We start from the raw sequence: 13,036 nt of genomic DNA on the forward strand, positions 1-13,036 counted from the left end.
CACAATATCGGCTCCAAGCAAACTCGTTCCGGATGAACCGGATCCACCCGGAAATACCATCCCGTCGAAGGCTCCTTAACAAACGGATCGTTATCGGAGTTTGAAGCACGATTACGCAATCACATCTTTCGATGAGTGCTCGCGACGCGGAAATACTCCCGGATAACAGCCCTTCGATAACGACAGATCCTTCCGCATCAGGGTGTCTCGTTTCCAATTCTGGCAACAGGGTCTCGACCCCGTCATAAAGATCAAGCTGGTAGGGCTGAACCGCAGATAAGTTGCGCGCAAAACTCGTTTTGCCGCTACAAGAGGCTCCGGTAATCAAGACCAGCACGGCAGTAACCTCATCAATTCAACCGGTCGCGCAAGGTGTTCCACAAGCGCCACTGCACCGGATACCGACGGATCAGGCACTCAAGTGCGATACCAAGCCGAAAAGACAGGTCTGAGAGCTGAAAGCGCCTGCTGTCACCGTCTGTGAGGTCCGGAAAGAATTCTACTCGGACCAGCTCCTTCGATAGATCAAGATCACGTGCAACAGCCATCGGAACTATCGCGGCATTTGTCTGTCTCGCAATCTTTAGCAAGGAGCGGGATACCGAAACCCAGGCGCCAAACATGGGTGCCTCAATCGTACCCGATCCTTCATAAATATAATCACAGTAGGCTGCTGTAACGCTCCCTTCATTTAACAACTTCAGCAAAGGGCGTACGGCTGCAGTGCTCGCAGGCAACTCTGCTACACTCTTTGGCAAGCCATCCAAAGTGAGAGAAGCACTTCCTCCAGGAGCCTTGCGGATCACGCCTATCTTGCGGTCTCTCAACGGAGGACTCACAAAGGCATAACCTGGATGTGTCTGAAAAACGCTGACAAGAATTACACCCCGGCCTGTTTCGCTCGGATCAAGCACATGCTCAGCACCCGACACATCTAGTTCTGTTTGCGGAAACGTCCCCGAGGCAAAATCAATGGAATCAGAAAGTGAGGCAAAAAGGAGACGCGCATGATCCAATGCCAATGACCTACGCTGCTCATCGGTCCACACCCAATCAACCAACTCCATGTTCCAGCGGAGTTCCTTCGCATAGTTACCGATGTTATCGACAAACATGTCCCGGCCAACATCCGATAACATGACACGGCGCTGTCGAGACGGAATCCGCGACAGATCCCGCCGCCACTCAGCGTCGTCGAACCAATCCCCCAAAAGCCGGTGGACATCAATATTGCCGCGCGGACTGCGTCTTTTCTCGCAATCAATGCGCCAACGGGTCTGCAAAACGTTCTGCATATCGAAATAGCCGATCCGAGTTTGCGAGCCGCCGCAAGATATCTGGGAAAAGCGCCATCGAAACCGCACATTCACCGGTATCTACTTTGGTGACATCTCCGGTCTTTGCCAGACAGGTACCACCGCAAAAGGTCCGCCAGTCGCAGGTTGTACAGGGGGTAAGGTTTCGAACGGTCCGGCTCCGGATATTTTGCGCCTGAGCGGAGGACAAAGCTCCGGATATCCCGCCCTCGGCAAGACTCCCCAACGATAAAGCGGGTTCGCTTATGCAGTCACAGGCCTCCACTGTTCCATCGGCGGAGACCGAGACCAATTCCTTAGCAGCACCGCAACCATTGCGCAGGCACATGTTCGGACGCTCGTATCCAAGCACGTTCCGCACGTAGTGCAAGACAGGGCGGATTTCCATGTCGCCAAACTCATCCGCTTCGACCCCATCCAGGAGATCCATGTAAGAAGTGATCAATTCGTCCAAATCAGGAGCAAAGCGTGATGGCTTTTTTGTAGCCCGGCCAGCTGCCTGAAACACCGTGACATCCCAACACCGCACTCCCCAATCGCGAAAGTGACAGGCGACCTCCTTCAGTCTGGCGGCGTTGGCGTTGGTAACGGTAGTCAGGACCCCCATCTGGCTTGCAAGTTCGGGAAACTCTGAAATTGCCTCTGTGATGTTTTGCCAAGTTCCCCGTCCCTTAAAGTCGACCCGGAACGTATCGTTTACCGATTTCGGACCATCCAAAGATACACCGACAGAAAAGCGGTTTTTGATGAGAAACTTCACGATTTCCGGCGTAAAGCGCGTTCCGTTGGTCTGGATGGACAACAACAGCTCGGTACCTGTCTTTTGTGCCTCCACTTGAGCATACGCAACAAGGTCTGTGATGGCATCGTATGCCAGCAATGGCTCCCCACCATGAAATAGGATGTTCAGGCGCGGACCGACATTCTCTAAGGTCCCCCGAATGGCTTTTTTGCCCTGTTCGACGGTCAGCCGGTTCTTGTAGGTGGCCGCCTCAAAGTCATAGCAATACGTGCAAGCAATGTTGCAGTAGCCCGCCATTTTCAGAATCAAGGTATTGATTCTGCTTGTTTCGTTCTCGAAATCGACATGATCCCAAGCGTTCCGGCCATTGACTGACAAAAGCCCAGCACGATAAAGCTCGGCGACGAGCGGTGTTTCTAAGGCATCTGGAAATCTGTCCAAAAGGCGGGAGGACGCAGCCTCAAGAAGCGCTTGCACATCTTGGACAGAATGACTTTCAACAATGATCCAAGACCCTGAATGCGCTTGAAGAAACAAGGATTTACCAGAACCGATTGCGCGGCAAGTTATCGGTCCTGACACACCGAAACGCGTCTTCGGCACCGCCTCCCGGCCAGCCATTTCTACTTGCAACCGAGCCTCCCATACCAAGGCTTTGCCTAAGCAGCCGGCCTCCACTTTTTCCACGCATACTGAGCGCGTTTAAAGACGAGGAATTAGCTGGGATGCTCCTCATTTTGGAACACCCCAGCTCGCGCCAAGAACAAACTTGCAAAAAATATCTGATGGATCGAGCGACCTTAGCAGGCCCGTTTCCAGATCGTCTTCGTCCATGCCGACGCGGCATCCTTCCCGCCACTCAGACGTCCGCCACGGATAATGACATCATCAATGCCCCGGCCGACCTGACTTCCGAGCATAGATTTTACAAGACTTTCCAGCTGATCCGAATTCAAATCCGCACGCTGGAGCATGTCTTCGTCAGGGAGTTGAATAACGACCGATTTCCCTTTTTCCATCTTACCCTCCACTAAACCTAAAAGTTATTTTTAATACAATACAACCATACTCTCGGTCTTCCCTTACGTCAACTTCAAGTGCCAAGGATTTCTGCCACTGAGCTATCGACTTCTGTACGTTGCGCTATAATCTCCTCAAAAAACAGTGTGAGGAGAATACCAGTGTCATCGGATGTCATTCCACCGTCGGACGGTTTGGACGTACTCTCAACCACCCAAACCTGGAAAGAGGCGGGCCGCTCTGTGGCCTTGGCGACTGTCGTTGAGACTTGGGGGTCTGCGCCGCGCCCCGCCGGATCGCATCTGGTGATCGATGCTGACGGCAATTTCGAAGGGTCAGTATCAGGCGGCTGCGTTGAAGGCGCCGTCGTTGCGGAAGCCATTGATGTCATTGAAACAGGTAAAGCGGCGATGCTTGAATTTGGCGTTGCTGATGAAACCGCTTGGCGGGTTGGTCTGTCCTGCGGCGGCCGCATTCGCGTTTATGTCGAGCCGGTTAACTGATTGAGTATATTCGATGCCACCTTTTGAGACGTTATTGGCCTTTTTCGCCGCGACTGCGCTTTTCGCCTACATGCCAGGCCCCGCCCTGCTTTACACCGCCGCTCAAACGATCGCGCGCGGACGCCGCGCCGGGTTTCTTGCAGCTCTTGGCATTCATATGGGCTGCTACGTCCATGTCTTTGCAGCAGCTCTCGGGCTCTCTGCGATCTTTTCTGTCGTTCCGAGTCTTTACTTTGCGCTGAAACTCATCGGCGGCGCCTATCTGATTTTTCTCGGCGTTCAGATGATCCGCGCACGGGCGGAAAGTGGCGCAATACCGAACCTGACCCCGAAAAGCGGCCGGCGGGCCATGGTGGACAGCTTCCTCGTGGAAGTCCTCAATCCGAAAGTCGCCGTCTTTTTCATAGCGTTTCTGCCACAGTTCGTTAGCCCGGAAGCGGCCCTTCCGGTCTGGGCACAGTTTCTCATTCTCGGAACCATTGTGAACTTTGCATTTACGTCGGCTGATATCGTTACCGTGCTTTTTGCATCAGAAGTCAAAAAGCGCTTCACGCGTCAATCCAGAATGCAGGCAGTCACCAGGTGGGCCGGCGGCTCACTGCTTGTCGGGCTTGGGCTGAAACTGGCAACAGATCGCAGCTGACATGGACCTTTCACTCCTGAGCCAACTGAATGCGGGACGCGCTGCTCGAAGGGCGGCTATCCTGGTCACCAATATGACGGATGGCAGCCAACGGCTGATCAAACAGAATGTTGCTTACCGTAACGACCTTCTGGCCGAAGAGTTCGACAAGCGTTTCCTGTCCGGCAAATCCGGCCTTGTCAAAACCGATGCAGGCGAGGCTTTTCTTACCGTCTCTGTCCCCGCACCCCGGCTTGTCCTCATTGGCGCCGTACACATAAGTCAGGCACTCGTTCCCATGGCTGAGATTGCAGGATTCAATGTCAGCGTAATTGATCCACGAACGGCCTTTGCGACCGAAGACCGGTTTCCTGGATCCAGCCTGTTGGCCGAGTGGCCGGAAGATGTGCTCCGTGATCAGCCATTTGATCCCTACACGGCCGTCGCGGCTGTCACGCACGACCCTAAAATCGACGATTATCCTCTCATGGAAGCGCTCAAAACAGGGTGCTTCTATGTAGGTGCACTCGGCAGCAAAAAGACCCATGGAAAGCGCCTGGAGCGGTTTCGGGAAGCGGGCTTGTCAGTGGATGTAATGAGCCGGATTGAAGCGCCAATCGGTCTCGATATTGGCGCGGCTTCACCACAAGAGATAGCTGTTGCCGTTCTGGCATCTGTTATCAAGGCTTTGCGCAAGCCGGGTGGAGTTCCAGCATGAAGTTTGGCCCGGTTCAGCCGGAGGATGCTGAGGGCTGCGTGCTCGCCCATTCGACCAAATTGCCTGGCCTCGTCCTAAAGAAAGGGCATCGCTTAACAACAGCTGACTGTGCTCTTTTGAGCGAAGCTGGCCTGGAGACAATTGTCGTTGCGCGCCTTGAAGCCGGAGACCTCGACGAGGACACGGCAGCCGCCCGGCTCGGACAAGCTGCCAAAGGCGCCGGCCTTTACACGGACGCGCCGTTTACGGGCCGGATGAACCTGTTTTCAGACACCGACGGTGTTCTGGTCATTGATGAGACCGCGGTCACAGCTGCCAATAGAATAGATCCGGCCATTACCTTTGCAACGCTCGCAAATCATACCCGCGTCACACCGGGCAGGATGGTCGCAACTGCCAAGATTATTCCGTTCGCCGTGGCCGATGAATTGCTTGGAAAAGCCGAAACTGCGGTTAATAGTGCGGTCTGTGTCGCGCCGTTTTCTGCCCGCAAGGTTGGCTTGATCGCAACATCCTTGCCCCATTTGAAACCAGCCACGATGGACAAGACCCGCCGGATACTCGAAGACCGGCTTCGGGCAAGCGGCAGTCATATCGCGGCTGAACTGCGCGTCGACCATACCGAAGAGGCCGTTTCTACTGCCATTTCCCAAATGAATGCCAGCGGCATGGATTTGCTGATCCTGTTTGGTGCGTCCGCAGTTGTTGACCGGGAAGATGTTCTTCCTGCGGCGCTGGAGAGAGCGGGTGGTGAAATACAACACCTGGGCATGCCAGTGGATCCGGGCAACCTTCTCATGCTGGGCGGCCTCAACGCCACGCCAGTGATCGGCGCACCCGGGTGCGCCCGCAGCCCAAAGGAAAACGGATTTGACTGGATCCTGGATCGCCTGCTTGCCGGATTGGAAGTTTCTACCCACGACATTACCAGCATGGGCGTTGGAGGCCTCTTGATGGAGATCGGAACGCGGCCGCAACCAAGGGCCCCAAAAGCGTCCCGGTCGGCACCGAAGGTCGCAGCGATCATTCTGGGCGCCGGCAAATCCTCCCGCATGGGCGGGCCGAACAAGCTGCTGGCGCAGTTGGATGGCAAGTCCTTGATCCGTCACGCTGCGGAAACTGTTCGCGATGCTGAACTGACCGAAACCGTTCTGGTGACCGGTCATCTTGCCGAGAGGGTCGAAGCCGAAGTTGATGATCTTGATCTGAAGGTCACGTTTAATCCCGATTATGCGGATGGTATGGCAGGCTCCATACGCGCTGGGATGAATGCACTGAAAACGGACCCGGATGCTGTTGTTATCCTACTCGGGGATATGCCGCGCATTACGCCGGAAGACTTGAATCGTCTTATTGGTGCCTACCGGGAAAGCTCCAACAACCTGATCGTCACAGCGACAGCAGACGGGAAACGCGGCAATCCGGTTCTTTGGGACAGGCGCTTTTTTGATGCGCTGAAATCCTTGACCGGTGACGTCGGCGCCCGTCACGTTATTGCTGAGAACTCGGGCTTCGTAGCGGAAGTTGAGCTTGGCGATGCGGCCCGGCTCGACCTGGACACGCCCCAAGCATTGTTTGCGGCTGGCGGACAGCTCCCGCCAGATGACGGGCAATAAAGCGCTAAACAATGGATGTTGTTTGCCTTTCTCAGCAAAAGTAAACCGGGCTTAACCGGCTATGCAGCAAATGCAAGGCCGACATGCCTGCTATTCTATTGCAATTTTGTGACATTCGACCTATGTACCCTTTGCGCTTGCTGAAGAGCTCTCTGCTTGCAGGGGTGGGCCATGAAAAACGTCCCGGGCGTCTGCTAAATCCGATTTATTTCAAAGGCTGTTCGGATCCTCACTTGAGGAGGATGCTCGAGCGCCTTTGGTGTGTGCGTATAGAATAAAGGAAACTGTCATGGCTGACTTGTCTCTCCCGCGCCCGGGCTGCTGCAAATGGGCAGAAGGCGACTCTGGAAACTACACCTTTCCGTGCTCCAACCGGGTTGAGCCGGGCGTTTCTTACTGTGAAGATCATCGCTCCATTGTTTATATCCCGCCGGAAGAGCGCCGCCGCAACCGTTCCGGTGGCGGCATGAGCTTGTCCTTCCGCCGCGCGGCGTAAAACTTCAGCTGCTTGTCAACAAAAGCAGTTTACCGTGGATCATCCACGCGCCTCAAACCCGGCCTCAGGCCGGGTTTTTTGTTGGCGTATCCTGTTATTCTTAACGATCAAACACTGCGCTATTACGTATAGTAATACGTATATTTTACAAGTTCAATCTAATTACCCCTAGGTCATTCATCGATATATACTACTATCCGCGTCTTGTTATTTCATTTTTAGATATTTTTTATTCAATTATTGGAGCTAATTAAGAGTTTCTTTTTAAGCAGCCGGTATTTTTTCGCCTACTAGATTTGTTGTTGAACAACCCAGATGACGGGCTGGATGAGATTACACCTGGTTGAAAATGAACAGGAACGCCTCGACGCTCTGCACGCACTGCAGGTCGTGGGCTCCGAGCGTTTGCCGGAATATGATGCGGTGGTGGAAGCCGTTGCAGCCATCTTCGATTGCCCCATCGCATTGATTTCCCTGGTGGATGAGCGAGACCAATGGTTCAAGGCCGCTTGCGGCGTTGATATTGAAGGCACCTCAAGAGAAGTCTCCATCTGCCAGCATGCCCTTTCAGCTGATGACCTGTTTGTCGTTCCAGACACACTGAGCGACGAAAGATTTTGCGACAATCCACTTGTTATGGGCGAGCCGAACATCCGTTTCTATGCCGGTTGCCCTCTCAGCCTGGATGGGAAAAACAGGCTCGGCACTCTCTGCGTCATCGACCAAAGACCACGCAAGCCGGCCCGACAACAGTTGCACCAATTGCGGCGTATGGGCCGGGTGGTCGAGGGGCTTCTGAAATCTCATCAGGCAAACGTAGAAAAAGAAGCAGCGCTTGCGCGCGCAGAAGCAGAACATGAAGAGGCCGTTGGCAAAGGCCGGCTGCTTGAGGAAATTGCCGCAGTATCGGGCGTTGGCGGCTGGGAGTTGTGCATGAACTCTCAAAAGCTGACATGGACGCGGAAGACTCACGAGATCCATGACGTATCAGACGACTATGTCCCGAACGTCGAAACAGCCATTGACTTCTATGCGCCTGAGGCCCGGGGGCCAATCACCAGGGCGGTTGCTCGTGGTATTGAGCAAGGCCGCGGCTGGGATGCGGAACTGCCCCTGGTAACCGCCAAAGGCCGCCAAATCTGGGTGCGTGCCGTGGGACGCCCGATCGAAAAGGACGGGGAAACCATCAAGCTTGTTGGCGCATTTCAGGACGTAACTGAGCGGAAACAGGTTGAACAAGCGGTCCGCGAATCGGAAGCCGCACACCGGACGACGCTTGAGACCCTCAGTGAAGGTGTCTTGGTGCTGACCCGATCCGGCGTCATCCAGTCCTGCAATCCAGCTGGCGCGAAACTGCTTGATTCAACAACCGAGCGTCTCGTCGGCCGAAACGTCAAAGATCTCACAGTCGCTGTCATTTGTGACCTCGGGGTAACACACCAGGAAGTTAATACGCTCGAACTGGCGGCAGAAGATCCGCTCCTCGTCTGCGATGCCACGGCTGAACTCAAACACAGTGGAAAAGCCGCTTCCCGATGGTTGCGGGTCAATGCGCGACCCATTGCACAAGGCGGCGAATACGCCCTTGATGGGGTCGTCGTTTCACTGACCGACATCACGGAAACCAAACGCCAGGCGAATACGCTTCAAGTCATTTTCGACAATTTCCCGGGCGGTGTGGCGCATTACAGCGATAACTTCCAGCTAGCATCTTACAACGACGAGTTCGGCAAACTGCTCGGTTATCCCACCGACATGCTGCGGCAAAAACTACACATATTGGATTATCTCAAGTTTTCGGCCGAACGCGGAGACTACGGGCCAGGCGATCCAGAAGAGCTGGCTTTGGAGAAGTTTAGATTGAACTCTCCAACCAAAGCTTACAGCTATGAGCGGCACAACGCCGATGGTCGATACCTGGAAGTCCGGTACACACCGTTACCGGCTGGCGGGTCTATCTTCAATTTCTTTGACGTTACAGAGCGCAAGGAAATGGAGCAAACGCTGGCCGAAAGCGAACGTCTGGCGCGAGACCGGCTAGCGGAGCTTGAAGCGGTCCTCGGCAATATGCGGCAAGGCGTGAGCGTGTTCGACAAAGACGGCAAGCTCATCTTGTGGAACCAACAATACCTGGACATCTTCCGAAAGCCTTATGGGGAAGTGCGTGAAGGTGTCAGCCTGATTGATTTGCTGCGGGCAGAAAAAGCGCGTGGCGATTTCGACGGCGACGTCGAAGAACACTACAATGCGCTTTATGAAAAACTGTCCCGCGGCGAAGTCGTCCGTACGAAATTCACGCATCCGGACGGCAAGGTGATCGGGGTGGTCCATGCCCCACTGCCGGACGGCGGATGGATCGGGACCCATGAAGATATCACCTTACGTGAAGAAACTGCTGCGCGCATTACCCATGCTGCCCACCACGACGACCTAACGGGTCTCGCTAACCGCGCACTCTTCACGGCACGTCTTCAAGAAGCCCTGCTCGATGCCCAGATGCAGGGGACGGGCGGGCATCTGTTGCTCCTGGATCTGGACCGCTTCAAACCCGTCAACGACACCTTCGGGCACGACGTCGGGGACGAGCTGCTGTGTCAAGTTGCTCAAAGGTTCAAAGAATGCGTGCGAGCAACAGACCTTGTTGCGCGCATTGGCGGGGACGAGTTTGCGATTATTCTGCAAGGCGGCGGACCAGGCGAGCCTTGGGTGACGGAGATTGCGGAACGGCTTGTGGCCGCACTCAATCAGACGTTCGATGTCTTTGCCCATAAGGTTTCGATCGGGATCAGCATCGGTATTTCTTATATTGGTGCAGACGCCGCATCCATTGAATCCCTGCAGAAAAAAGCTGACATCGCGCTCTATGAAGTCAAGCAGAACGGGCGCAATGGCTTCCGCTTCTATGAGGCTGGACGCGCCCACAGGGTTATCCGCGGCGGCGCGGCTTAATCGAAACGTCGCAAGACGCTTTTGATCTCAAGCAAACGACAAAAACGCGATCCAATCTGGACCGCGTTTTCAGAATGCAGATCTAAGTCTCGCTGATTAGGCGGCCTTGAGAGCTTCTGCAACATCCTTCAGCTGAGACAGTGTCATTTCTGCCTTCTGCTTGGTGTCGTCGTCTTTCGCGTCAGCCACATCTTCCTCGGCGTTTTTGATCGCCTGAGCCAGTTGGTCTTCGCTGATTTCAGAGACCGGGATCGCCTGCTCAGCCAAGACGGTCAGACCGCCTGGAGCAATGTCGGCAAACCCACCGCGCACGAAATACTCATCCCAGGATCCCGCATCTGTGCGGACTTTCAGGATACCCGGCTTGATGGTGGACATAAACGGGCTGTGGTTCTTCAGAACGCCAAACTCGCCTTCGGTGCCTGGCACAACGACCTCGGCAACCTGTTCGGACAGGAGCTGGCGCTCCGGCGAGACCAACTCAAACTGGAAAAGTTCAGCCATTTGGCGTCTTCCTTGTCAGTCATCGGTTCAGATGGCAGGCAGAAGGCCGGGCCATCAAACAAGAGAAAACCGGACGCCGTATTCCGGCGTCCGATCCAATGCCTTAAGCGGCTTCTGCAGCCAGCTTCTGAGCTTTCTCGATGGCTTCCTCAATGGAACCAACCATGTAGAAAGCAGCTTCCGGCAGGTGATCGTACTCGCCGTTAACGAGACCCTTGAAGCCTTTGATCGTATCTTCCAGAGCAACGAGCTTGCCCGGAGAACCGGTGAAGACTTCAGCCACGAAGAACGGCTGAGACAGGAAGCGTTCGATCTTACGAGCGCGGGCAACGGTGAGCTTGTCTTCTTCAGACAGTTCGTCCATGCCGAGAATCGCAATGATATCCTGCAGTGCCTTGTAGCGCTGCAAAGTCACCTGAACGGCACGCGCGGTGTCGTAGTGCTCGTCTCCAATGATGTTGGCACTCAGCATACGCGATGTGGAGTCCAGCGGATCCACAGCCGGGTAAATGCCCTTTTCCGCAATCGAGCGGTTCAGAACCGTCGTTGCATCCAAGTGAGCAAAGGTCGAAGCCGGTGCCGGGTCGGTCAAGTCATCGGCCGGGACGTAAACGGCCTGAACGGACGTAATCGAGCCCTTGTGCGTGGTCGTGATCCGCTCCTGCATGCCGCCCATGTCGGTGGCAAGAGTTGGCTGATAGCCCACAGCGGAAGGAATACGACCCAGAAGCGCAGACACTTCGGAACCGGCCTGCGTGAAGCGGAAGATGTTGTCCACGAAGAAAAGAACGTCCTGCCCCTTGTCGCGGAAATCTTCCGCAATCGTCAGACCGGTCAGTGCAACACGTGCACGCGCTCCGGGAGGCTCGTTCATCTGACCGTAAACGAGTGCAGCCTTGGAGCCCTCTCCGCCGCCTTCCTTGTTCACGCCGGATTCGATCATTTCCCAGTAAAGGTCGTTGCCTTCACGGGTCCGCTCACCAACACCAGCGAAAACGGAGTATCCGCCGTGCGCCTTAGCGATGTTGTTGATCAGTTCCATGATGAGAACGGTTTTACCAACGCCGGCGCCGCCGAACAGGCCGATCTTACCACCCTTTGCGTACGGTGCGAGAAGGTCGACGACCTTGATGCCCGTTACAAGGATTTCTGCTTCGGTGGACTGCTCTACGAATTCCGGAGCTTCCTGGTGGATCGCACGCTTGTCTTCGTGCTTGATTTCACCAGCTTCATCAACAGGTTCACCAATCACGTTCATGATGCGGCCGAGAGTGCCGTCACCAACTGGAACCACGATCGCGGATCCGGTGTCGGTAACTTCCTGACCGCGCACGAGACCCTCGGTGGAGTCCATTGCGATGGTGCGTACTGTATTCTCGCCCAGGTGCTGAGCAACCTCGAGCACCAAGCGGTTGCCCTGGTTGTCTGCTTCAAGAGCATTCAGGATCAGCGGCAGATGGTCATCGAACTTGACGTCGACAACGGCGCCGATGACCTGGGTGACCCGTCCGACTATTTTGTCAGCCATATCCCTAATCCTCGTCTCGATCCCGTTAGATCAACCGGCTTTCATTACAATGAAAGCTGATAAGTTGATCGACTTTAATACTGTTCAGGCGAACCGCGCCCAGCAGGGCGCGGTTCGCTCTAGAGCGCTTCCGCGCCCGAGATAATTTCAATCAATTCGGTCGTAATCTGAGCCTGACGCTGGCGGTTGTACTTGATCGTCAGCTTGTCGATCATGTCCCCGGCATTGCGCGTCGCGTTGTCCATTGCGGACATACGAGCGCCCTGCTCAGAAGCAGCGTTTTCCAGGAGCGCCCGGAAAACCTGAATGGAGATGTTCCGCGGCAAAAGATCAGCAAGGATCTCAGCCTCATCCGGCTCATACTCATAGACCGCGCTTGCACCACCTTCATCCGTGCCTTCGCTTGCCTCAAAGTGGGCCGGGATCAACTGCTGGGCAGTCGGAACCTGAGCGATAACGGATTGGAAGGTCGCGTAGAACAATGTGCAGACGTCGAACTCACCATTTTCATACATGGAGAGAATTTTGCGCCCGATTTCATCCGCATTGGAGAATCCGACATTTTTGACGCCGCGCAGCTCGATGGTTTCGATCACATGCTGGCCAAGGTCGCGCTTGATCGCGTCAAAGCCTTTCTTGCCCACACACAGGATCTTGACCGTCTTGCCCTGGCCGATCAGGCTTTTGGCCTTCTCGCGTGCCAGCTTGGCAATGTTGGTGTTGAAGCCCCCGCACAGACCGCGTTCGGCGGTTGCAACGACCAAGAGATGGACCTGGTCATTGCCCGTTCCGGACATCAGCTTCGGAGCGTCGTCGCGGCCTTCGAAAGCCACGGCGAGGTTGGCCAGCACGCTCTCCATGCGTTCCGCATAGGGACGCGCGGCCTCCGCGGCTTCCTGGGCACGACGCAGTTTCGCCGCGGCCACCATCTGCATGGCCTTGGTGATCTTCTGCGTCGCCTTTACGGAAGCGATGCGGTTTCGTAAGTCCTTCAGGCTCGGCATGGCCGCCCCTGCTCCTTA

General features: G+C 55.2%; 12 protein-coding genes. 6 read left to right on the forward strand and 6 right to left on the reverse strand.

Annotated elements, in window-relative coordinates; all coding sequences use genetic code 11:
• Positions 1-350: 350 nt before the first annotated feature.
• The 3 genes from SADFL11_RS15500 to SADFL11_RS15510 all read right to left on the reverse strand — a co-directional run bounded on the left by SADFL11_RS15500 (position 351) and on the right by SADFL11_RS15510 (position 3,077).
• Complete coding sequence (locus SADFL11_RS15500) at positions 351-1,295, reverse strand: LpxL/LpxP family acyltransferase (RefSeq protein ID WP_040451354.1); 945 nt, start codon at positions 1,293-1,295, stop codon at positions 351-353.
• Entirely contained in the window at positions 1,261-2,691 is a 1,431-nt protein-coding gene (locus SADFL11_RS15505) for a radical SAM/SPASM domain-containing protein (protein WP_134853053.1), read from the reverse strand. The genes SADFL11_RS15500 and SADFL11_RS15505 overlap by 35 nt, the downstream gene beginning before the upstream one ends.
• Before the next feature lie 167 nt (positions 2,692-2,858).
• Positions 2,859-3,077: a hypothetical protein gene (locus SADFL11_RS15510; protein WP_040451351.1), complete on the reverse strand. Its 219-nt coding sequence runs from the start codon at positions 3,075-3,077 to the stop codon at positions 2,859-2,861.
• A 177-nt stretch (positions 3,078-3,254) separates the two neighbouring features.
• Here SADFL11_RS15510 and SADFL11_RS15515 point away from each other — a divergent pair, with 177 nt between their 5' ends.
• The 6 genes from SADFL11_RS15515 (at position 3,255) to SADFL11_RS15540 (ending at position 9,982) form a co-directional block, all read left to right on the forward strand.
• Entirely contained in the window at positions 3,255-3,581 is a 327-nt protein-coding gene (locus SADFL11_RS15515; RefSeq protein WP_040452748.1) for an XdhC family protein, read from the forward strand.
• A gap of 13 nt (positions 3,582-3,594) precedes the next feature.
• The gene (locus SADFL11_RS15520; protein WP_040451349.1) at positions 3,595-4,224 is read left to right on the forward strand and encodes a LysE family translocator; all 630 of its coding nucleotides are present in this window, start codon (positions 3,595-3,597) and stop codon (positions 4,222-4,224) included.
• Position 4,225: 1 nt separating this feature from the next.
• Positions 4,226-4,921, forward strand: a complete 696-nt coding sequence (locus SADFL11_RS15525; RefSeq protein ID WP_008192088.1) for an XdhC family protein — start codon at positions 4,226-4,228, stop codon at positions 4,919-4,921.
• Complete coding sequence (locus SADFL11_RS15530; protein ID WP_008192757.1) at positions 4,918-6,537, forward strand: NTP transferase domain-containing protein; 1,620 nt, start codon at positions 4,918-4,920, stop codon at positions 6,535-6,537. The genes SADFL11_RS15525 and SADFL11_RS15530 overlap by 4 nt, the downstream gene beginning before the upstream one ends.
• 289 nt (positions 6,538-6,826) lie before the next feature.
• On the forward strand, positions 6,827-7,033 hold the full coding sequence (locus SADFL11_RS15535; protein ID WP_008194497.1) for a hypothetical protein: 207 nt from the start codon (positions 6,827-6,829) through the stop codon (positions 7,031-7,033).
• Positions 7,034-7,360: 327 nt separating this feature from the next.
• The gene (locus SADFL11_RS15540; RefSeq protein WP_167578997.1) at positions 7,361-9,982 is read left to right on the forward strand and encodes a PAS-domain containing protein; all 2,622 of its coding nucleotides are present in this window, start codon (positions 7,361-7,363) and stop codon (positions 9,980-9,982) included.
• A 96-nt stretch (positions 9,983-10,078) separates the two neighbouring features.
• Here SADFL11_RS15540 and SADFL11_RS15545 read toward each other — a convergent pair whose 3' ends face one another.
• The 3 genes from SADFL11_RS15545 to SADFL11_RS15555 all read right to left on the reverse strand — a co-directional run bounded on the left by SADFL11_RS15545 (position 10,079) and on the right by SADFL11_RS15555 (position 13,018).
• Positions 10,079-10,486 carry a F0F1 ATP synthase subunit epsilon gene (locus tag SADFL11_RS15545; RefSeq protein ID WP_040451346.1) on the reverse strand — a complete coding sequence of 136 codons (408 nt, stop codon included), beginning with the start codon at positions 10,484-10,486 and terminating at the stop codon, positions 10,079-10,081.
• A gap of 103 nt (positions 10,487-10,589) precedes the next feature.
• Positions 10,590-12,014, reverse strand: a complete 1,425-nt coding sequence (gene atpD / locus SADFL11_RS15550) for a F0F1 ATP synthase subunit beta (RefSeq protein ID WP_008190561.1) — start codon at positions 12,012-12,014, stop codon at positions 10,590-10,592.
• Positions 12,015-12,133: 119 nt separating this feature from the next.
• Positions 12,134-13,018, reverse strand: coding sequence for a F0F1 ATP synthase subunit gamma (locus SADFL11_RS15555; RefSeq protein WP_008192076.1), 885 nt, complete (start codon positions 13,016-13,018; stop codon positions 12,134-12,136).
• Positions 13,019-13,036 lie beyond the last annotated feature (18 nt).

The sequence above is a fragment of the Roseibium alexandrii DFL-11 genome (assembly GCF_000158095.2).
Classification (GTDB): Bacteria; Pseudomonadota; Alphaproteobacteria; order Rhizobiales; family Stappiaceae; genus Roseibium; species Roseibium alexandrii.

Coding starts and splice junctions, on each gene's coding strand:
- SADFL11_RS15500 (WP_040451354.1), bottom strand. CDS start 1,295: ATGCAGAACGTTTTGCAGACCCGTTGGCGCATTGATTGCGAGAAAAGA.
- SADFL11_RS15510 (WP_040451351.1), bottom strand. CDS start 3,077: ATGGAAAAAGGGAAATCGGTCGTTATTCAACTCCCTGACGAAGACATG.
- SADFL11_RS15520 (WP_040451349.1), top strand. CDS start 3,595: ATGCCACCTTTTGAGACGTTATTGGCCTTTTTCGCCGCGACTGCGCTT.
- SADFL11_RS15525 (WP_008192088.1), top strand. CDS start 4,226: ATGGACCTTTCACTCCTGAGCCAACTGAATGCGGGACGCGCTGCTCGA.
- SADFL11_RS15530 (WP_008192757.1), top strand. CDS start 4,918: ATGAAGTTTGGCCCGGTTCAGCCGGAGGATGCTGAGGGCTGCGTGCTC.
- SADFL11_RS15535 (WP_008194497.1), top strand. CDS start 6,827: ATGGCTGACTTGTCTCTCCCGCGCCCGGGCTGCTGCAAATGGGCAGAA.
- SADFL11_RS15540 (WP_167578997.1), top strand. CDS start 7,361: ATGAGATTACACCTGGTTGAAAATGAACAGGAACGCCTCGACGCTCTG.
- SADFL11_RS15545 (WP_040451346.1), bottom strand. CDS start 10,486: ATGGCTGAACTTTTCCAGTTTGAGTTGGTCTCGCCGGAGCGCCAGCTC.
- atpD (WP_008190561.1), bottom strand. CDS start 12,014: ATGGCTGACAAAATAGTCGGACGGGTCACCCAGGTCATCGGCGCCGTT.
- SADFL11_RS15555 (WP_008192076.1), bottom strand. CDS start 13,018: ATGCCGAGCCTGAAGGACTTACGAAACCGCATCGCTTCCGTAAAGGCG.